Here is a 19,565-nt window from a genome sequence, read left to right as displayed (position 1 = left end):
CTACGAAAGGCCACATGGGTTGGGATGTGCCAGTAAGCGTCGCCCGCCGGGCAGGCCTGCCTCACAGTGGCAGGCGCCTTGTCGGCGCCCTGCGCATTCGCGCGCGGACGGAGATCACTGGAAGAAATCGAATGAAACCTGCCCACAATCGTTGGCGGGCAAGGCGTGGGATGTTACTGCAAACTTGGATAGCTGACGAGCGGCAGCCCTGACTTCGCTCAGTATTGGTCGACAAATTCCAGCACGGCGCGATTGAAGGAGGCCGGACGAATCACATTCATACCATGGGAGGCGCCAGGAATCATCGAAGTACGGACATCGACCAGCGCCGATTGCAGCGCCTGGATAATGCGCGGGAATGGCTCCGGACTCTTCGCCCCTCCGATCAACAGAACAGGCAATTGCAGTTGTTCAAGTTGAGCATTGGAAATCGGCGGCGAATGATCCGCCACCTGCCCCACCAGAGTCATGGCATTAGCCGTGGCCATCTCGCGGAATTGCCCGGAAGAGCGCTCCCATACACCCGCGCCACTCACGGTATCGACAAAGAGTTGCAATCCCTCGCCAATACGCCCCGCGCGAATCATGATCAGCGCCTGCTGGCGAAACTGATTGCGCTCAACCGGGGATATTGGCGACACCAGGCCCGCCATACGGAATACATCTTCCGTAAAGTCCCCACCAGGATCGGCCAGCGCCAGGGAACGCAACTTCTGCGGCGCCGCCAGCGCCACTCTCAGACAGAGACCGCCACCGCGCGAATGCCCGAGCAGATGCGCAGGACCAGGCAATTGATCCAGCAAAGCAAGCAGATCACTCACATGCTGCTCGGTCGTGAACCCCGCGCCCTCGCCATCCCACTGTTCAGGGAAATAATGGCGCAGACTGGGCGCCACCACGTGATAGCGAGCCGACAACGCGGCGAACTGCCCCTGCCAATAGCGGTAGTCGCAGAGTGATCCATGAACCAGCACAAGCGGCACGCCCTGCCCTGCCACCTGGCACGTGAGCTCATAATCATTGACCCGATACCGCACAATCTCACTATTCATCCAGCACTCGCACTCAACGCACCACAATAAAGCACACAGAATCCAGAAGGGTTTGGCAGGCGCCGCCCCTTTAATCCGCGCATTATCCCTCAAGAAACAACTAATCTGCGCTCCCGGATAACAGCCGAAGGATTTAAGGCGCATTGCCCGAATCGCAACAATTCATATCCATAGTTGACGGCGATAACGACAAGAACAGAAAATCGCCCCCACAATTCACCCCTGCCGACGGGAGCACACGATGTCCAAACTTGCGGAATTCCGCGAAGCCGAACGCCAGCTTAAAGAACAACTCGCCCTGCTGGAAAAACTCAAGAATGACAGCAGCCTGAAAAAGGAACTGGAGTTCAAGGACCAACTGCAAGCGCTGATGGACCAGTACGGCATGAACCTGCGGAATGTCATCAACATTCTTGACCCGCAGACCACTGGCGAACCGGCGCCGATCCAGCATCGCCGCAGCCGCCAACTGAAGACCTACAAGAACCCGAATTCCGGTGAAGTCATCGAGACCAAGGGTGGCAATCACAAGACCCTGAAAGCCTGGAAGCAACAGTACGGCGCCGAAACCGTCGAATCCTGGCTGCAGAAGTAAGACGAAAAAAGCCGCAGAGCGCTCCCGCTCTGCGGCTTTTTCTCTACCCGTTCGCAATGATTCTGACCAACGGCCAAGCACCAACTGGCCATTGCCGACAGAAATCCATATAATTCCGAACGCGAGTACCAAACCTAAGGTCGCCCCTCCCAGCACTCCCCTACCTTGATCCAGGGTTGAAGCTGGGCACTACAGGGCCACGGCCAGCGCCTCCTCCGCATCGATTCCAGAGCACGTCAGCCGCGCCAGGAAAGCTTGCCCGAGCGATAGCGCCCGCGTCAGTTCAATTGCCTTTACCCAACGCCGCAGACTGACGCGAACCGACCCTCAAGTTTCCATTCGCTGCCATATTCCGGTCACACGTTTTCTGCATCCTCAGATTGCACCCGGAGCTTTTTACGATTTCAACGGTCACAGGACCGTTACCTATTTGGAAAGACAAGACAATGAAAAACTCCCCGCATATCCAGGAGGCGATTCGCACCCTTTCGGTAGCCTTCGCTCCTCTGAACTGCGTCATCCAGGCCAAGCGCAAGCACGGCTTCAGCTTCACCCTGGTGAACGAGCACGGCATCGCCAAGCACACCGAGCGCCTCTATCCCCAGCAGTACCAGGCCGAAGCGCCACTGCAAGCGGTCATCGAGCGCGTGCAAGCCACCCTCGCCGCCTGAGCCTGAAAATGAAAAGCCCCGCCGAAGCGGGGCTTTTGCTTTCTGCCTTCTATAATAAAGCAGCGATCCAGATGAAGATCAGTGCAGACTGATCCCCGCCTTCACCGACTCGATTTCATCCGCAAGCGCCGCATAGCGCTCCGCCGGCACAGCATACGTCAACGAATAAGCCACACCGTCACCCAGGGCCACCTGCAAGGCCTGCTTCAGCACCTCAGTGCCATTCCGACTGATGCCGCAACGCACCTCCAACCCATCCAGGTCACCCAGCTTCACCGCCTGCGGCTTGCTGCAGGCCGCCTGAAGGCCCTGCCGGAGGAAGTCCTTCTGCAGCGCCTTGCGCATCTCGACGATGACGTTCTCCACATTAATAGAGGTGCCAGCCCCCAAACGGCTGCGCGTAATCTCCATGACCAGCTCCTGGGAGCCATCCTCCGCAAGGCGCACACCGCGCTGGCGAATCAGTGGAGCATCGACCGCCGCCGGCTCCGGCGAGCGCGAGACATTCCAACCGCTTGGCCAGATCACCTGCATTTCCGCCAACGCAGGCCCCGACGCCAGCAGCGCACCGAGCAACACCCAGGATCGTAGAGCGCTCATCATCACCTCCGACACACCCAGGGCACACCATAACAGGCGAACAGGCTTTTCTGCGGGCAAACAAAAAGGGCGATCCTTTCGGATCGCCCTTTTCGTAACCGCCGAAGCGACTATGTTTGGTAGGCACAATTGGACTCGAACCAACGACCCCCACCATGTCAAGGTGGTGCTCTAACCAACTGAGCTATGTGCCTGTCGTGTGGGGCGCATTCTACGCGATCGTTTTTCACGGTCAAGCACTTTTTTTCGCTAAGCCACTGAAAAAGAGAATTTTTTTATGTTCGACCGTCCGTAAATTATTTTGCACGGGCACTAGCCGGCCAGATTCGACTCAGGTAGCATCCTCACATCTCGTAAAAAATAACAAACACAGGTGCATTATGCCGCACACCTCCTACCCCTCTTCCTATTACGCAGCCTCGGCCAACCCGGTCCCGGCCCGTCCTGAACTGCAGGGCGAGGTGGAAACCGATGTCTGCGTGATTGGCGCAGGCTACACCGGCCTGTCTACCGCCCTGTTCCTGCTGGAAAACGGTTTCAAGGTCACCGTGCTGGAAGCCGCCAAGGTCGGTTTCGGCGCGTCGGGCCGTAACGGCGGCCAGATCGTCAACAGCTATAGCCGTGACATCGACGTCATCGAGCGCAGTGTCGGCGCCAAGCAGGCGAAACTGCTGGGCGACATGGCCTTCGAAGGCGGCCGCATCATTCGCGACCGTATCGCCAAGTACAACATCCAGTGCGACCTGAAGGACGGCGGCGTGTTCGCGGCCCTCAGCACCAAGCAGATGGGCCACCTGGAGTCCCAGAAGAAGCTGTGGGAGCGCTTCGGCCACACCCAGCTGGAACTGATGGACGCCAAGCGCATCCGCGAAGTCGTCGGCACCGACAGCTATGTCGGCGGCATGCTCGACATGAGCGGCGGCCACATCCATCCGCTGAACCTCGCCCTGGGCGAAGCCGCAGCCGTTGAGTCGCTGGGCGGCGTGATCCACGAGCAGTCCCCTGCCGTGAAGATCGACCGTGGCGCCAACCCGGTCGTGCACACCCCGAAAGGCCGCGTGAAGGCCAAGTTCATCGTGGTTGCCGGTAACGCCTACCTCGGCGGCCTGGTACCGGAGCTGGCTTCCAAGTCCATGCCGTGCGGCACCCAGGTAATTACCACCGAGCCGCTGAGCGCCGACCTGGCCAAGTCCCTGCTGCCGACCGACTACTGCGTCGAGGACTGCAACTACCTGCTCGACTACTACCGCCTGACCGGCGACAACCGTCTGATCTTCGGTGGCGGCGTGGTCTACGGTGCGCGCGACCCGTCGAACATCGAGGCGATCATTCGTCCGAAGATGCTCAAGGTGTTCCCGCAACTGAAGAACGTGAAGATCGACTTCGCCTGGACCGGCAACTTCCTGCTGACCCTCTCGCGTCTGCCGCAGGTTGGCCGTATCGGCGACAACATCTACTACTCCCAGGGCTGCTCCGGCCACGGCGTGACCTATACCCACCTGGCAGGCAAGCTGCTGGCCGAAGTCCTGCGTGGCCAGGCCGAGCGTTTCGACGCCTTCGCTACCCTGCCGCACTACCCCTTCCCGGGCGGCCGCATGTTCCAGGTTCCGTTCTCCGCGATCGGTGCCTGGTACTACACCATGCGCGACAAGCTGGGCGTGTAACGCTCCGCTCGAAGAAAAACGGCGCCGTGAGGCGCCGTTTTCTTTTCCGGGGAGCGAGTCAGCCGCCCGGACAAGCCGGCAGCGATTCACAGCGCGCCGAGGGATTTGCAGTTCCACCGGGCGCCACCGAAAAGCGCGAGTCCGCCGGCGCCAACCGAGCCGCACAACTGCTCGCCTCGCGCGCCTGCTTCGAGCAACCCCGCTCGCCCAGCACATTGCCCAGGTTGAACCAGCCCGCGGCGAAATCGGGGCGTGCACCCACGCTATGCCGCAAGGACGACTCCGCCTCGCCCAGGTGACCACCGGCGTATTGCGCGTTCGCCAGGGCGAACCAGCCCAGCGCATCCTGCGGCCAGGCCTGTGTTGCCTTGCGATACGCCTGCTTTGCCAGGGCTGGCTGACCGGTTTCCTCCAGATCATGGGCGGCACGCAGCCAGGCGGTGGGTTGCGCCGTGGCCGGCAGACGATCCGGCGGCAAGGTCAGTACCGCCCAACGCTTGCTGCGAGCCCAGGTGACATCGAAGGCGGTGAAGTCGATCACCAACCGCTCGGTAATCCCCGAACGCAGGATCAGTTCATGGCGCTGCCGATCGAAGCCGACCACCACCGCAAAATGCCACACCGGCAGCCAGTCCAACCCCTGGTTCTGCAGAATCAGCACCGGATTGCCCGCAGCCACCTCGCTCAGCACATCCTCCAGGCGAGGCTGCAACGGATAGACCAGCATGCCCTTCTCCCGCGCCGCCGCGACCAGCTCAACCTGCAAGCTGCCCTGTCGTTGCGGAAGGAACACACGATCCTTCAGTTGCCGCGGCGTAACCCGCACGCCGCGCTGGTTGAGCATGGTCGCCAGCGCGGCGGGGCCGCACTGGAATTCCTGCTGCGGGAAGAACTGCACATCGCTCAGTTCCACACGCTCGGGCAGCACCTCCACGCTGGACGGCAACTTCGGCGCCTGCGCGCAGCCGCCGAGCACCATGGCCGCCACCAACGCGGCAGCCATGGCCCAGCGACTCAACGTTGGCACCTGACGAAGGTGAAGATGTGGGTGATGCAGAGCATGTCAGTGATGACGAAGATCAGCAGGAACAGGATGATGATCTCGATGAAACCACCGGCTGGCGCCTGGTTCAGCTGCTGATTGAACTGTGCCAGTTCCTCGTTGGACAGACTCTTGATGCGTTGCTCGACCTTGCTGCGTTCAACGCCCATGGACTGCAACTTCTTCTGCACGCCCTGGTCATCGAGCATCTTCAGCAGTTGCTCGCGGTCGACCTGTTGTTGCTGCGCCTGCAGCACCTCACCAGTCGCCACCATGCTCGCCTGTGCCAGCGGGACCTCCGCCACCACGCCCAACTGCGCCAGCACCAGCATGGCCGCAAGGCTTTTCACCCGCTTTGTTATGGTCATTATGGGTTTCCTCATCTTTGACTACTTGCACGTAAGGCACGAGGTGCTGCCGCTCGGCGCAAAAGCCGGCAAGCCGCAACGCTCCCGCCATGTCGGCGCCAACCGCTGGGCCGCTACCTATTAAGATGCTCAGTCAGGCAAAGAGTTCGAAGCGCAATGCGCGCCAGTCAGTGTCGAGATGCCCCAGGTAGACACAGGCGTGACCACGGGGAAAGAGAAAGTGCTCAGGCCCGAATCCGCCGCCTTCCACGCGCAGCAGTCGTCCCCAGGGATAATGGCTGATGCGCCCGCGCACGTCGGCCACCGCACCGCCGCGCCACCAGTGGATAGCGCCCTCGGCATCCGAGACGTCGTCGGGCTGCTCGATGCGCACCGGCTCGTCACGCCAACCGATCACCCGCTGCGGGTCGAAGCCAGCCTGTCGCTCCAGTGGCAAGGGCGATATCCAGCAGGCACCGTCGCGCTCGTGCAGCTCGACAGCCAGATCACTCCAGTGAGGCTGCTCCAGCGCCCAAAGCAGGTCGCCGTCGATTTCCAGCGAAGGCTCCGGCTGCGCCTGAATACGGAAACCGGGACAGACGAGCATGCCCTCGCGCAGCGGAATACGGATCTCGTTCATACCCCCTCCTGCCACAGGAAGGGACCAGCCTTGCGCTCCAGCAGGAGCACCAGCTCCGGCTGCAGGTAGGCAAAGTCATCGGGGATATCCAGGCACACCAGCCGCTTGCCGCGCATTGCCAGGGGGAAGCGGCGCAGCAGCGCCTGGCGCTGCCGGCGCTCCATGACGAATACCAGGTCGACCCAGTCCAGTTGCTCGGCGCTCAGCGGAACGTCCGCGTCCGGCGCCAGCCCGGCGGAGTCGGTCTCGACCTCCGGCCAGCTGGCGAAGACGGTTTCAGCGGTGGGGCTGCGCAAGCAATTGCGGCTGCAGATGAACAAAGCGCGGCGCACTTCATCCTCCCTACGGCTGGCGCGCGAACGGCAGCGGCGATTCTAGGGAAGATGACGGCTCAGGGCGAGGCCGGCGCCTTCTGTTTTGCTTTCTGTCGCTCGAGGAAATCCACTTTCCACTGCTCGACGCCCAGATGCTCGGAGTCCAGGTTTGCCTCGACGCCGTACTTGGCCTTGAGCGCGGCAACTTCCTTGGCGTGGTCGCTGAGGAAGCGGTCGAAGCGATCCATCAGTTCCCCCTGCTTCACCGTGGAAAGCTGGAAGGTGCTGCGCGTGTGCGGCAACGACGGATCGAACACCAGCGCACCGGGGCGGGCGCGGATGTTGTCCAGGTAGTAGGTGGCGACCACCACGTTGAAGTAGGCGCCGTCGGCCTGCTTCTTCAGTGCGGTGTGGATCATCTGCCGGAGGTCTGCACTGGGCTCGATGCCGATCTGCCCGGACTGCACCTGTTGTTCGTAACCACGCGGCGTCCAGCCCTCCACCAACGCCAGCCGCTTCAGGGCGCCGACACCCTGCCCCAGGCGATCGGGCGCCACCAGCACACCGTCGACGTACTGGGTCACCGGCTGGCTGTAGCGCAGCGACTTGGCAGCCTTCTGCTCCGGCGCCCAATTGGGGTTGTCCGGGTATTTGAAATCGACCTCTCCCTTGAGCAGCGCCGGGAGCAACGCGTCCACAGGCATCGGGCGGTACTCCAGGGTAATGCCGGCGGAGGCAGCGAAGAGATCGAGCAGGTCCCGGGCAAAGCCCTGGTAACGACCCTGCGCGTCAGTGACGTAGTGCGGTGCGAATGGCAGGTTCTCGACGCCGACCACATAGGTCTGCGCCATGGCCCCGGTGGAAACGATGCTGGCGAGCGCCCAGCAGAAAGCCTTGAGCTTCAAAGTACCCTCCTGGTGACATTGTTGTTGTTCTGTCGGGCAAGCCCGCTGGCCCGCCGTGGCGGACTCAGCCGCCGGTCATGCTCATGAACCGCAGCACCTGCACCTGCTGGTCGGCTTCGAAATGGTGGCGCTCGGGCTTCAGGCGCAATGCTTCCATCAGTGCGGCGCGCAGGCACGCGACATCGCCGGGGTGTTCGCGCAACAGGCGGCGCAGGTCCAGCGCGCCCTCATGACCCAGGCACAGCACCAGCTTGCCTTCGGCGGTCACCCGCACGCGATTGCAATCGCCGCAGAAGTTATTGCTGTGCGGGGAAATGAAACCGATGCGGCTGTCGTAGCCATCGATGCGGTAATAGCGAGAAGGCCCGCCGCTGCGCTCGGGCGTCGGCAGCAATTGCCAGCGCTCGGCCAGGTGCGCGCGCACCTCGTCGCTGCTGCACAGGGTGAGCTTGCGTTCGTGACTGCTGACGGTGCCCAGCGGCATCTCTTCGATGAAGCTGATGTCGATGCCCTTGCCCAGGGCAAACGCCACCAGGTCGCAGACTTCGTCGTCATTGCGCCCCTTCTGCACCACGGTGTTCAGCTTGATCCGCTCGAAGCCCGCTTCACGGGCGGCATCGATGCCGTCAAGTACCTGCTCCAGCTTGTCAGCGCGGGTGAAGGCGGCGAAGCGCTCGCGGCGCAGGGAATCGAGGCTGATATTCAGGCGACGCACGCCCGCGGCACGCAATTCGGCGGCACGCTCGCGCAGTTGCGAGCCGTTGGTGGTGATGGCCAGGTCGTCCAACTCCCGGCGCGCCCCAAGCTTCGCCAGCAGGCCGGTCAGTCCCTTGCGTACCAGCGGTTCGCCGCCGGTGATGCGGATACGCCGCACACCCAGGCCGATGAAGGCGTCCGCCACCGCTTCCAGCTCCTCCAGACTCAGCACCTGATCGCGCGGCAGGAACTGCATGTCTTCACTCATGCAGTAGGTGCAGCGGAAGTCGCAACGGTCGGTGACCGACAGGCGCAGGTAGGTGATGCGTCGACCGAAGGGATCGACCAGTTGGGAGTCAGGCATGGGTAGTCAGGATTCCGGTTGGCAGGCTGGCCAGACGAAAGTGCGCTAGGAATACATGAGTTGCAGACCGATGTATACACGAATTCGACCCGCAAGTCAGGAAATTGCCCGCAGACCGTCGCCTTGAGAGGGCTACGAGGCCGGTGCTACCATGCCCGGCTAAGTTGGGCAACAACAGCAGCACAAGAAGACCAGCATCCATGACTAGCATTCGCGAGCGTAACCGGCGCCTCATCCTCCGCGCAGCCAGCGAGGAATTCGCCGAAAAGGGATTCGCGGCGACCAAGACCAGCGACATCGCCGCTCGCGCCGGCCTGCCCAAGCCCAACGTCTACTACTACTTCCAGACCAAGGAAAATCTCTACCGCTGCGTTCTGGAAAGCGTCGTCGAACCCCTGCTCCAGGCTTCCGCGCCGTTCCGCGAGGACGACGAGCCGGGCGAGGCACTCAAGGCCTACATCCGATCCAAGGTGAGGATTTCCCAGGAGCTGCCCCACGCCTCCAAGGTGTTCGCCAGCGAACTGATGCACGGTGCGCCGCACCTGCCGAAGGAGTACCTGGACGAGCTGAACGCCCAGGCCCAGCGCAACATCGCCTGCCTGCAGAGCTGGATCGACCGCGGCCTGCTCGCCCCGGTGGACCCGCATCACCTGTTGTTCACCATCTGGGCGGCAACCCAGACCTACGCCGATTTCGACTGGCAGATCTCCATGGTCACCGGCAAGACCAGCCTCAGCGACGCCGATTTCGAGGCAGCCACCGAGACCATTACCCGCCTGGTGCTGCGCGGCACCGCGCCGGACAACGGCAACGAGCCCAAGTCCCAGGGGCGTTTGCGGCCGCTGTCGATCTGATTGATCGCACTTTCCCGCCCGCTGGAACTGCAGGAGCGAGCTTGCTCGCGAACCTCAACGCTCCTACAGAAAGCATTTGGCGCGCGGTGAACTGCGCGCCCTTCCCCTCTTCGATCAGCCCGCGTCGGCCACCAGCCCCAGCGCCTGCACGCCACGGATCGCGCACTGCTCGTCGATGTCCGAGGCGTCGCCACTGATGCCGATGGCGCCGATCACTTCATTGGCCGAGTTACGGATCAGCACGCCGCCCGGCGCGGGGACCACATTGCCTTGCGCCAGCGTGTTCACCGCTGCGATGAAGGACGGGCGCTGCTGCGCGTCCGCCGCCAGCAGACGCGACGACTTGCCCAGCGCCACGGCGCCCCAGGCCTTGCCGATGGCGATCTGCGGACGAAGCATGCTGGCGCCATCCTCCCGCTGAAGGGTCACAAGGTGCCCGCCGGCATCCAGCACGGCGATGGTCAGCGGCGCGGTGGACAACTCGCGGCTGGCGGCCAGGGCCTGGCGGGTGATATCCAGCGCGGTTTCCAGACTGATAGTGCTCATGAGGTTTTCCTCTTCAAGGTTGAGTAAGTCAGGGGCACGGACGGCACTGGCGATTCGCCTGCACACATCCGCATCAGAAATCTGTACGCAATCTAGTAGCCGAACGCCCTGACCAAAGCAACACAAAAGGACAATGAGCACCTATTTTTGTATACATTTTTTCAAACGACAGTTTGACCCACGGATCAGCTTTACGCGCAACATACTGTTTTATCTGGGTTTACAAGAAAAATGACCGCCCAGTCCCACGTATACAACCCGCCTTGACCTTCTCGCCGAAGCCTGCATAGAATCACCTCAACTTTTGTACACAATCAGTATAAGAACCGAGGAACAAAATATGGCCAGAATGAGAGCAATCGAGGCTGCCGTACTGGTAATGCGTCGCGAAGGCGTCGATACCGCCTTCGGCGTGCCGGGCGCCGCCATCAACCCCATGTATGCGGCCATGAAGAAACTCGGCGGCATCGATCACGTCCTGGCTCGCCACGTCGAAGGCGCGTCGCACATGGCCGAGGGTTACACCCGCACCACCGCCGGCAACATCGGCGTGTGCATCGGCACCTCCGGCCCCGCCGGCACCGACATGGTCACCGGCCTGTACTCGGCCTCCGCCGACTCCATCCCGATTCTCTGCATCACCGGCCAGGCTCCCCGTGCACGCATGCACAAGGAAGACTTCCAGGCCGTGGACATCACCAGCATCGTCAAGCCGGTCACCAAGTGGGCAACCACCGTTCTGGAACCGGGCCAGGTGCCCTACGCCTTCCAGAAGGCTTTCTTTGAAATGCGCAGCGGCCGTCCGGGCCCCGTGCTGATCGACCTGCCGTTCGACGTGCAGATGGCCGAAATCGAATTCGACATCGACGCCTACGAGCCCCTGCCGGTCAACAAGCCGAAGGCCTCCCGTGCCCAGGCCGAAAAAGCCCTGGCCCTGCTCAATGACGCCGAGCGTCCGCTGATCTGCGCCGGCGGCGGCATCATCAACGCCGATGCCTCCGACAAGCTGGTCGAGTTCGCTGAGCTGACCGGCGTACCGGTAGTCCCGACCCTGATGGGCTGGGGCACCATCCCGGACGATCACCCGCTGATGGCCGGCATGTGCGGTCTGCAGACCTCGCACCGCTACGGTAACGCCACCGTCCTGGAATCGGACATGGTGTTCGGCATCGGCAACCGCTGGGCCAACCGCCACACCGGTTCGGTCGACGTCTACACCGCGGGCCGCAAGTTCGTCCACGTGGACATCGAACCGACCCAGATCGGCCGCGTCTTCACTCCGGACCTGGGCATCGTTTCCGACGCCGGCTCCGCGCTGGAAGTCTTCCTGGAAGTAGCCCGCGAGTGGAAAGCCGCCGGCAAGCTGAAGGACCGCAGCGCCTGGGTGGAAGCCTGCCGCGAGCGCAAGCGCACCATGCAGCGCAAGACCCACTTCGACAACGTGCCGGTCAAGCCGCAACGCGTCTACGAAGAAATGAACGAGTTCTTCGGCAAGGACACCTGCTACGTCAGCACCATCGGTCTGTCGCAGATCGCCGGCGCCCAGTTCCTGCACGTGTACAAGCCGCGCCACTGGATCAACTGCGGCCAGGCCGGCCCGCTGGGCTGGACCATTCCGGCAGCGCTGGGCGTGGTCAAGGCCGACCCGAGCCGTCAGGTCGTGGCGCTGTCGGGCGACTACGACTTCCAGTTCATGATCGAAGAACTGGCGGCCGGTGCGCAGTTCAACCTGCCGTACATCCACGTGCTGGTGAACAACTCCTACCTGGGTCTGATCCGTCAGGCGCAGCGTGGCTTCGAGATCGACTACTGCGTGCAGCTGGCGTTCGACAACGTCAACGCGCCGGAACTCAACGGCTACGGCGTGGACCACGTTGCGGTGGTTGAAGGCCTGGGCTGCAAAGCCATCCGCGTCTTCGACCCGGAGCAGATCGGCGCTGCCTTCGTCCAGGCTCGCGAGCTGATGCAGAAGCACCGCGTGCCGGTCGTAGTGGAAGTCATCCTGGAGCGTGTCACCAACATCTCCATGGGTACCGAGATCAACGCAGTGAACGAGTTCGAGGAACTGGCGCTCAAGGGTGCCGACGCACCGACCGCCATCTCTCTGCTGGATTGATCCATCTGCGGGAGAGGCGCCGCGAGGCCCTCTCCCCTGACCCTCTCCTTGCCGAGAGGGGGCTGTTCGAGCAACACGCCATCAAGGAGTCACACAATGCCCCGTTTCTGCGCCAACCTGTCCATGCTGTTCACCGAAGTGGACTTCCTCGACCGTTTCGATGCCGCCGCCAAGGCCGGTTTCAGCGGTGTCGAGTACCTCTTCCCCTATGACGTCGAGGCCGAGGTGATCAAGGCCCGCCTGGACGCCAACAAGCTGGAACAAGTGCTGTTCAACCTGCCCGCCGGCGACTGGGCCAAGGGCGAGCGCGGCATCGCCTGCCATCCGGATCGCGTCGAGGAATTCCGCGCCGGCGTGGACAAGGCCATCGCCTACGCCAAGGTGCTGGGCAACAAGCAGGTCAACTGCCTGGCCGGCATCCGCCCGCAGGGCTACGACTGCGCCACCATCGAGAACACCTTCCTGAACAACCTGGAGTACGCGGCGGACAAGCTCGAAGCCGCGGGCATCAAGCTGGTCATGGAAATGATCAACACCCTCGACATTCCCGGCTTCTACCTGAAGAACACCCAGCAGGCCCTGGAGCTTCGCGAGAAGGTCGGCAGCGCCAACCTGTTCCTGCAGTACGACATCTACCACATGCAGATCATGGAAGGTGACCTGGCCCGGACCATGGAGAAGAACCTCCCGGCCATCAACCACATCCAGCTGGCCGACAACCCTGGCCGTAACGAACCGGGTACCGGCGAGATCAACTACCGCTTCCTGTTCGAGCACCTGGACCGCATCGGCTACAGCGGCTGGATCGGTTGCGAATACAAGCCCAAGACTACCACCGAAGCCGGTCTGGGCTGGCTGAAGAGCCACAACGTCATCTGATGCTTTTTTGCTGGGTTCCCGCGTTCGCGGGAATGACGGGGAAACCGAACCTTTCCAGCGTCACCCCCGCGAACGCGGGGGCCCGATAACCCAACAAGAGAAACCAGGAGAACACCTCATGGCCAAAATCGGATTCATCGGCACCGGAATCATGGGCCTGCCCATGGCGCAGAACCTGCAGAAAGCCGGCCACCAGATCTTCGTCTCCACCCACCACGACGCAGCTCCCGCTGCCCTGGTAGAAGCCGGCGGCATCGCCCTGGCCACCCCCAAGGAAGTTGCCCAGGAAGCCGAGTTCATCATCGTCATGGTGCCGGACACCCCGCAGGTCGAAGACGTACTGTTCCGCAAGGACGGTATCGCCGAAGGCGTGGGCCCGAACAAGGTCGTGATCGACATGAGCTCGATCTCCCCCACCGCCACCAAGACCTTCGCCGAGAAGATCAAGGCCACCGGCGCGCAGTACCTGGACGCCCCGGTTTCCGGCGGTGAAGTCGGCGCCAAGGCCGCGACCCTGAGCATCATGGTCGGTGGCTGCCCGAACACCTTCGAGCGCGTGCTGCCGCTGCTGCAGGCCATGGGCAAGAACATCACCCGCGTCGGTGGCAACGGTGACGGACAGACCGCCAAGGTCGCCAACCAGATCATCGTCGCCCTGAACATCCAGGCCGTCGCCGAAGCCCTGCTGTTCGCCGCCAAGAACGGCGCGGACCCGGCCAAGGTACGTGAAGCGCTGATGGGCGGTTTCGCCTCCTCGCGCATCCTCGAAGTGCACGGCGACCGCATGGTCAAGGGCACCTTCGATCCGGGCTTCCGCATCAGCCTGCACCAGAAGGACCTGAACCTGGCCCTGGCCGGCGCTCGCGAACTGGGCCTGAACCTGCCCAACACCGCCAACGCCCAGCAAGTGTTCAGCACTTGCGCGGCCATCGGCGGCAGCAACTGGGACCACTCCGGCCTGATCAAGGGCCTGGAGCACATGGCCAATTTCTCGATCCGCAAGGACTGAGCGTTGCCCACTGGGTCCCCGCCTTCGCGGGGATGACGAAAGCGGTGCAGGTCAGGGCGTTATGGGAGTGATGTCCGGACCACGCAAAGCACGTCACCCCCACGAAGGCGGGGGACCAGAAACCAGAATCGAACACCCGGCCGTAGGGAATCACGGCCTCGCCGGCCGGGGCGTTCGAATCCATCGCTGAGTCTTCTGGAGACAGAAGCCTGAGCCATGGATACACCACAAGAAGAATCACCGGAGCCTGTCATGAGCCTGGACCCACGCACCTTCCTGCGCGAGTTGTTCGACACCGCCATTGCCGCCGCGCACCCGGCCCAGGTACTGGCCAAGCATCTGCCCACCGACAAGGGTGGCCGCACCATCGTCATCGGCGCCGGCAAGGCTGCCGGTGCCATGGCCGAAGTCGCCGAGAAGCACTGGAACGGTCAGGTCCAGGGTCTGGTCGTGGCCCCCTACGGCTACGGCGCCGACTGCCGCCGCATCGAAGTGGTGGAAGCCTCGCACCCGGTACCGGACGATGCCGGCGAGCGCGTTGCGCGCCGCGTGCTGGAACTGATCAGCGGGCTGACCGAGAACGACCGGGTGATCTTCCTGCTCTCCGGTGGCGGCTCCGCCCTGCTCGCCCTGCCGGCCGAAGGCATCAGCCTCGACGACAAGCGCAGCGTGAACAAGGCGTTGCTGAAATCCGGCGCCGCCATCAGCGAAATGAACTGCGTGCGCAAGCACCTCTCCGCCATCAAGGGCGGCCGCCTGGCCCGCGCCTGCTGGCCGGCCAGCGTGTACACCTACGCGATTTCCGATGTACCCGGCGACGAGGCCACGGTGATCGCCTCCGGCCCGACAGTGGGCGACCCGACCACCTCCGCTGACGCCCTGGCCATCCTCAAGCGCTACGACATCGAAGTCCCGGCGAATGTGCGTGCCTGGCTGGAAGACCCGCGTTCGGAAACCGTCAAACCCGGTGACGAGTGCCTGTCGCGCAGCCACTTCAAGCTGATCGCCACGCCCCAGCACGCTCTCGATGCGGTGGCCGCCAAGGCCGAAGCCGCTGGTATCCCGACGCTGATCCTGGGTGACCTGGAAGGCGAATCCCGCGAGGTCGCCAAGGTCCATGCCGGCATCGCCCGGCAGATCCGCAAGCATGGCCAGCCGCTGAAGGCGCCATGCCTGATCCTCTCCGGTGGCGAGACCACCGTGACCGTACGCGGCACCGGCCGTGGCGGACGCAACGCCGAGTTTCTCCTCAGCCTCACCGCCGACCTCAAGGGCGAACCGAACATCTGGGCCCTGGCGGGGGACACCGACGGCATCGACGGCATGGAAAGCAACGCCGGTGCCCTGATGACGCCGTGCAGCTACAACCGCGCCCTCAAGGCCGGCCTCAACCCGTTGCATGAGCTCGACAACAACAACGGCTACGGCTTCTTCGCCGAACTGGGCGACCTGGTGATCACCCGGCCGACCCGTACCAACGTCAACGACTTCCGCGCCATCCTGGTCCTCGAGAACGACAAATGACTCCTGATAAGAAAGTAAAAATTCTCGCTACTCTGGGCCCGGCGATCAAAAGCCGTGACGACATCCGTGCTCTGGTCGAGGCAGGCGCCAACCTGTTCCGCCTGAACTTCAGCCACGGCGAGTACAACGACCACGCCCAGCGTTTCGCCTGGGTCCGCGAAGTGGAAGCCGAGCTGGACTACCCCATCGGCATCCTCATGGACCTGCAGGGTCCTAAACTGCGCGTCGGCCGTTTCGCCAACGGTGCGGTGCAGCTTGAAAAGGGCCAGAGCTTCACCCTGGACCTGAGCGACGTCCCGGGCGACGACAAGCGCGTCAACCTGCCCCACCCGGAAATCATCCAGGCGCTGGAGCCGGGCATGAGCCTGCTGCTGGACGACGGCAAGATCCGCCTGCAGGTGGTCAACGCCCACGCCGACGCCATCGAGACCCGCGTGATGAACAGCGGCGAGCTGTCCGATCGCAAGGGCGTCAACGTGCCGGAGGCCGTACTCAAGCTCAGCCCGCTGACCGCCAAGGACCGCCGTGACCTGGACTTCGGTCTGGAGCTGGGCGTGGACTGGGTCGCACTGTCCTTCGTGCAGCGTCCCGAAGACATCGAGGAAGCCCGCGCCCTGATCGGCGACAAGGCCTTCCTCATGGCCAAGATCGAGAAGCCGTCGGCGGTGCAGTCCATCGAAGCCATCGCCCGCCTGGCCGACGCCATCATGGTCGCCCGCGGTGACCTGGGCGTGGAAATGCCGGCCGAGAGCGTGCCGGGTATCCAGAAGCGCATCATCCAGGTCTGCCGCCAGCTCGGCCGCCCGGTGGTGGTCGCGACCCAGATGCTCGAATCCATGCGTTTCTCCCCGGCGCCGACCCGCGCCGAGGTGACCGACGTGGCCAACGCCGTGAGCGAAGGCGCCGACTGCGTGATGCTCAGCGCCGAGAGCGCCTCGGGCCAGTACCCGCGTGAAGCGGTGGAAATGATGGCGAAGATCATCCGCCAGGTGGAAGCCGAGCCGGACTACCAGGGCCAACTCGAACTCAACCGCGCGGAACCCGACGCCACCGTCTCCGACGCCATCAGCTGCGCGATCCGCCGGATCAGCCGCATCCTGCCGGTAGCGGTGCTGGTGAACTACACCGAGTCCGGCGCCTCGACCCTGCGTGCGTCCCGCGAGCGTCCCAAGGCACCGATCCTCAGCCTGACGCCGCAACTGAAATCCGCCCGCCGCCTGACCGTGGCCTGGGGTGTGCACTCGGTGGTCAACGCGCAGCTCGCCCACGTCGACGAGATCTGCTCCACCGCCCTGGACATCGCCCTGGCCCAGCGCATGGCGCGCCGTGGCGACACTGTGGTGATCACCGCCGGCGTGCCCTTCGGCCAGCCGGGCAGCACCAACATGCTGCGCATCGAGACGGTCGCGCCGGCGCTGGAGGGTTAAGACAAAGTCCCTCTCCCCCACCCTCACCCTGAAGGAAAGGGTTGGGGAGAAGGCAACCGAGTTCAGGAGCCGCGCCCCAAGGCGCGCCTCCGCACCGAGTCACTCCCGGACGGACGGGGCCGGGAATACGGGGCCGCGTCCCCGTCCGTCCGGGTTTGACCTTGACCGAATGCTTGTCGGTCCATGGCCCCCCACGAGCAACTCCCATGCTGGCCATGGAATTTCGAGGCTGTCAGCGGCGATCCCGCAGGCAGCCTCTTTTCTTTTCCACCCGGTGGCGCGGGCCCGTATGCCGGCGTCACAAGATGCACTACGCTGCGCGCCTCGATGCGCCCATCACCGGGCGCCGCGCAGTCCACGCATCCCACAACCCTGTAGCACCATGTCCCTCATTCAATTCGCTCGCACCCGGCTGGTCGGATTCGGCCAGATCTATCTGCAGGCTGACGCACGCTTCGGCCTGATCCTGCTGCTCAGCATCGCCTGGTCGGCCCCCCGGTTGTTGCCCGGCGCACTGCTCGGCAGCCTGCTCAGCGCCCTCGCCGCGCGCTTCCTGCGCGTACCGCGGACGGACGTCGATGCCGGCCTGTACGACTACAACCCGGTCCTCGTCGGCCTGATGCTGCCCTTCCTGTTCCAGTGGTCGCCGGCCATGCTGGTGCTTTGCGTCGCGGCCATTCTCAGTTCCGTGGTCGTGCAGGCGGGAATGCTGCGCCAGTCGCGCCTGCGCTTCGGCCTGCCGGCCTATACGCTGGCCTTCGTACTGATGGGCTGGGTCTGCGCGGCGCTGGGCAAGGCCATCGGGCTGGCCCCCGCGACGGGCCCGGGCTGTTTGTCCTGCGATCTGGTCGAGCGCTTCCTCGATTCGACGGCACTGGGCTTCGGCGAAGTGATCTTCCTCGGCGAACCGCTGGCCGGCCTGACCATCGCCCTCGGCCTGCTGCTGGCCGACCGCCGCGCCGCCTTCTGGGCTCTGGTGGGCGCCGCCGGTGCGCTGCTCATCGCTCCGCTGCTCAGTCTGCCGGCTGCTTCGGCACAAGCCGGTCTGCTCGGCCTGAACGGCGCACTGGCCGGCATCGCCCTGTCGCTGCGCTATCGCAGTGCCTTGGCGCCACTGTGCGGCATCCTGCTCGCGGTGCTGCTGCAACCCTGCTTCGCACTGGTCGGCCTGCCGGCCTTCACCGCGCCCTTCATTTTTGCCTGTTGGCTGGTGATCCTGGGCCAGCGCCTGCTGTCGATGCTGCTGCGTACCCTGCACACGGAAAAGGCCTGACCGCGTCTATAGTCTGTCGGGTACTTCCTTCAGCGACGGATCGCGCCATGCACTTCGTGAAATACCAGGCTCTGGGTAACGACTATCTGGTCCATGCCGGCCCCGAGCCGTTCGCGCTGACGCCAACGCAGATCGGCCGGGTCTGTAACCGTCACTTCGGCATCGGTTCCGACGGCATCCTGCTGGCACAGCACACGGACAGCGCCTTCGGCCTGCGCATCCTCAACCCGGACGGCTCCGAGGCGGAGAAGAGCGGCAACGGTCTGCGCATCTTTTCCCGCTACCTGTGGGACTGCGGGCTGGTCGCCGACCAGCCGTTCGACATCGTCACCGCCGGTGGCACCGTCACCAGCCAGGTGTTCGACGAAGGCCGCAGCGTAGAGATTTCCATGGGCCGCGCCGAGTTCGCCTGTGCATCCATACCGGTGCTCATCGATGCGCCGGAAGCCCTGGGCTATCCGCTGGAAATCGACGGTGAGTCGTTGAAGATCAACGCGGTGTCCATGGGCAACCCGCACTGCGTAGTGTTCGTCGAGCAGACCAGCCGCGAACTGGCTTGTCGCCTCGGTCCGCTGCTGGAACGCCATCCACTGTTCCCCCGGCGCACCAACGTACAGTTCGTGGAATGGCAGGGCTGCAACGCCCTGCGCGTGGAGATCTGGGAACGCGGCGCCGGCTACACCCTATCCTCCGGCACCAGCAGCTGCGCAGCCGCCGCCGTGGCGCGCCGCCTGGGCCTGTGCGAGGAACGTATCGACCTGAACCTGGCCGGCGGCCAACTGAAGATCCGCGTCGCGGAGGACTTCCAGGTCACCATGCGTGGCGCCGTACAACGGGTCGCCGGCCTCGATCTCGATCCGGAAGCCTTCAACGACCTTGGCTGAACCCGGCCGCTAATCCCGCCGCGACCGGCATGGATCAATGCCGGTCCGGGCGCCCTCCTCCAGACTGCCACCTGACGCCCACCGAAGCGGAAGCTGACCGCTCAATCGACGGGTAACCGCGCATTTCCCGGAATCCGACGGCATAATCCGCGCCCTCGCGCAT

20 protein-coding genes and 1 tRNA gene are annotated in these 19,565 nt (G+C 63.7%); 11 read left to right on the top strand and 10 right to left on the bottom strand.

Annotated features, from left to right (window positions below):
* Positions 1–218: 218 nt before the first annotated feature.
* Positions 219–1,052 (bottom strand): alpha/beta fold hydrolase, encoded by an 834-nt coding sequence (locus GA645_RS09770; protein WP_152222211.1) that lies wholly within the window; start codon positions 1,050–1,052, stop codon positions 219–221.
* 241 nt (positions 1,053–1,293) lie between these two features.
* Here GA645_RS09770 and GA645_RS09765 point away from each other — a divergent pair, with 241 nt between their 5' ends.
* Both GA645_RS09765 and GA645_RS09760 read left to right on the top strand, forming a co-directional pair.
* Positions 1,294–1,647: a histone-like nucleoid-structuring protein, MvaT/MvaU family gene (locus tag GA645_RS09765; protein ID WP_152222209.1), complete on the top strand. Its 354-nt coding sequence runs from the start codon at positions 1,294–1,296 to the stop codon at positions 1,645–1,647.
* Between the two features lie 446 nt (positions 1,648–2,093).
* The gene (locus GA645_RS09760) at positions 2,094–2,318 is read left to right on the top strand and encodes a hypothetical protein (RefSeq protein ID WP_152222207.1); all 225 of its coding nucleotides are present in this window, start codon (positions 2,094–2,096) and stop codon (positions 2,316–2,318) included.
* 78 nt (positions 2,319–2,396) lie between these two features.
* Here the strand turns inward: GA645_RS09760 and GA645_RS09755 are convergent, their stop codons facing one another.
* Positions 2,397–2,918: a DUF4946 domain-containing protein gene (locus GA645_RS09755; RefSeq protein ID WP_152222205.1), complete on the bottom strand. Its 522-nt coding sequence runs from the start codon at positions 2,916–2,918 to the stop codon at positions 2,397–2,399.
* Between the two features lie 117 nt (positions 2,919–3,035).
* Positions 3,036–3,112, bottom strand: a tRNA-Val gene (locus GA645_RS09750).
* 186 nt (positions 3,113–3,298) lie between these two features.
* On the opposite strand from GA645_RS09750, the gene GA645_RS09745 reads away from it, so the two are divergent.
* Positions 3,299–4,582, top strand: coding sequence for an FAD-binding oxidoreductase (locus GA645_RS09745; protein WP_178119510.1), 1,284 nt, complete (start codon positions 3,299–3,301; stop codon positions 4,580–4,582).
* Positions 4,583–4,640: 58 nt separating this feature from the next.
* On the opposite strand, the gene GA645_RS09740 is transcribed toward GA645_RS09745, so the two are convergent.
* The 6 genes from GA645_RS09740 to moaA all read right to left on the bottom strand — a co-directional run bounded on the left by GA645_RS09740 (position 4,641) and on the right by moaA (position 8,890).
* Positions 4,641–5,561, bottom strand: a complete 921-nt coding sequence (locus GA645_RS09740; protein WP_152228010.1) for a PA2778 family cysteine peptidase — start codon at positions 5,559–5,561, stop codon at positions 4,641–4,643.
* A 35-nt stretch (positions 5,562–5,596) separates the two neighbouring features.
* Positions 5,597–5,956: a PA2779 family protein gene (locus GA645_RS09735; protein ID WP_372239802.1), complete on the bottom strand. Its 360-nt coding sequence runs from the start codon at positions 5,954–5,956 to the stop codon at positions 5,597–5,599.
* 169 nt (positions 5,957–6,125) lie between these two features.
* Positions 6,126–6,611, bottom strand: coding sequence for a hypothetical protein (locus GA645_RS09730; RefSeq protein ID WP_152222201.1), 486 nt, complete (start codon positions 6,609–6,611; stop codon positions 6,126–6,128).
* Positions 6,608–6,943, bottom strand: a complete 336-nt coding sequence (locus GA645_RS09725; RefSeq protein ID WP_152222199.1) for a low molecular weight protein tyrosine phosphatase family protein — start codon at positions 6,941–6,943, stop codon at positions 6,608–6,610. The genes GA645_RS09730 and GA645_RS09725 overlap by 4 nt, the downstream gene beginning before the upstream one ends.
* Before the next feature lie 59 nt (positions 6,944–7,002).
* Positions 7,003–7,830 (bottom strand): ABC transporter substrate-binding protein, encoded by an 828-nt coding sequence (locus tag GA645_RS09720; protein WP_256676121.1) that lies wholly within the window; start codon positions 7,828–7,830, stop codon positions 7,003–7,005.
* Between the two features lie 64 nt (positions 7,831–7,894).
* Positions 7,895–8,890 (bottom strand): GTP 3',8-cyclase MoaA, encoded by a 996-nt coding sequence (moaA, locus tag GA645_RS09715; protein WP_152222197.1) that lies wholly within the window; start codon positions 8,888–8,890, stop codon positions 7,895–7,897.
* Between the two features lie 200 nt (positions 8,891–9,090).
* Between moaA and GA645_RS09710 the strand changes: the two genes are divergently transcribed.
* Entirely contained in the window at positions 9,091–9,744 is a 654-nt protein-coding gene (locus tag GA645_RS09710) for a TetR/AcrR family transcriptional regulator (protein WP_152222195.1), read from the top strand.
* 114 nt (positions 9,745–9,858) lie between these two features.
* Here GA645_RS09710 and GA645_RS09705 read toward each other — a convergent pair whose 3' ends face one another.
* On the bottom strand, positions 9,859–10,290 hold the full coding sequence (locus GA645_RS09705) for a heme-binding protein (protein ID WP_152222193.1): 432 nt from the start codon (positions 10,288–10,290) through the stop codon (positions 9,859–9,861).
* Positions 10,291–10,630: 340 nt separating this feature from the next.
* Here GA645_RS09705 and gcl point away from each other — a divergent pair, with 340 nt between their 5' ends.
* The 7 genes from gcl to dapF all read left to right on the top strand — a co-directional run bounded on the left by gcl (position 10,631) and on the right by dapF (position 19,402).
* On the top strand, positions 10,631–12,406 hold the full coding sequence (gene gcl, locus GA645_RS09700; RefSeq protein WP_152222191.1) for a glyoxylate carboligase: 1,776 nt from the start codon (positions 10,631–10,633) through the stop codon (positions 12,404–12,406).
* 96 nt (positions 12,407–12,502) lie between these two features.
* The gene (hyi, locus tag GA645_RS09695) at positions 12,503–13,285 is read left to right on the top strand and encodes a hydroxypyruvate isomerase (protein ID WP_152222189.1); all 783 of its coding nucleotides are present in this window, start codon (positions 12,503–12,505) and stop codon (positions 13,283–13,285) included.
* Positions 13,286–13,403: 118 nt separating this feature from the next.
* On the top strand, positions 13,404–14,294 hold the full coding sequence (locus GA645_RS09690) for a 2-hydroxy-3-oxopropionate reductase (protein WP_152222187.1): 891 nt from the start codon (positions 13,404–13,406) through the stop codon (positions 14,292–14,294).
* A gap of 252 nt (positions 14,295–14,546) precedes the next feature.
* Complete coding sequence (locus tag GA645_RS09685; RefSeq protein WP_152222185.1) at positions 14,547–15,818, top strand: glycerate kinase; 1,272 nt, start codon at positions 14,547–14,549, stop codon at positions 15,816–15,818.
* On the top strand, positions 15,815–17,245 hold the full coding sequence (pyk, locus tag GA645_RS09680; RefSeq protein ID WP_152222183.1) for a pyruvate kinase: 1,431 nt from the start codon (positions 15,815–15,817) through the stop codon (positions 17,243–17,245). Before GA645_RS09685 ends, pyk begins: the two co-directional genes overlap by 4 nt.
* 382 nt (positions 17,246–17,627) lie before the next feature.
* The gene (locus GA645_RS09675; protein ID WP_152222181.1) at positions 17,628–18,518 is read left to right on the top strand and encodes an urea transporter; all 891 of its coding nucleotides are present in this window, start codon (positions 17,628–17,630) and stop codon (positions 18,516–18,518) included.
* 47 nt (positions 18,519–18,565) lie between these two features.
* Positions 18,566–19,402 carry a diaminopimelate epimerase gene (dapF, locus tag GA645_RS09670; protein WP_152222179.1) on the top strand — a complete coding sequence of 279 codons (837 nt, stop codon included), beginning with the start codon at positions 18,566–18,568 and terminating at the stop codon, positions 19,400–19,402.
* Positions 19,403–19,565: the final 163 nt, after the last annotated feature.

Source organism: Pseudomonas sp. SCB32 (assembly GCF_009189165.1).
In the GTDB taxonomy this organism is placed as follows: Bacteria; Pseudomonadota; Gammaproteobacteria; order Pseudomonadales; family Pseudomonadaceae; genus Pseudomonas.
The sequence above is the reverse complement of the archived record's forward strand: the minus strand, read 5'-3'. Positions and strand labels throughout refer to the sequence as shown.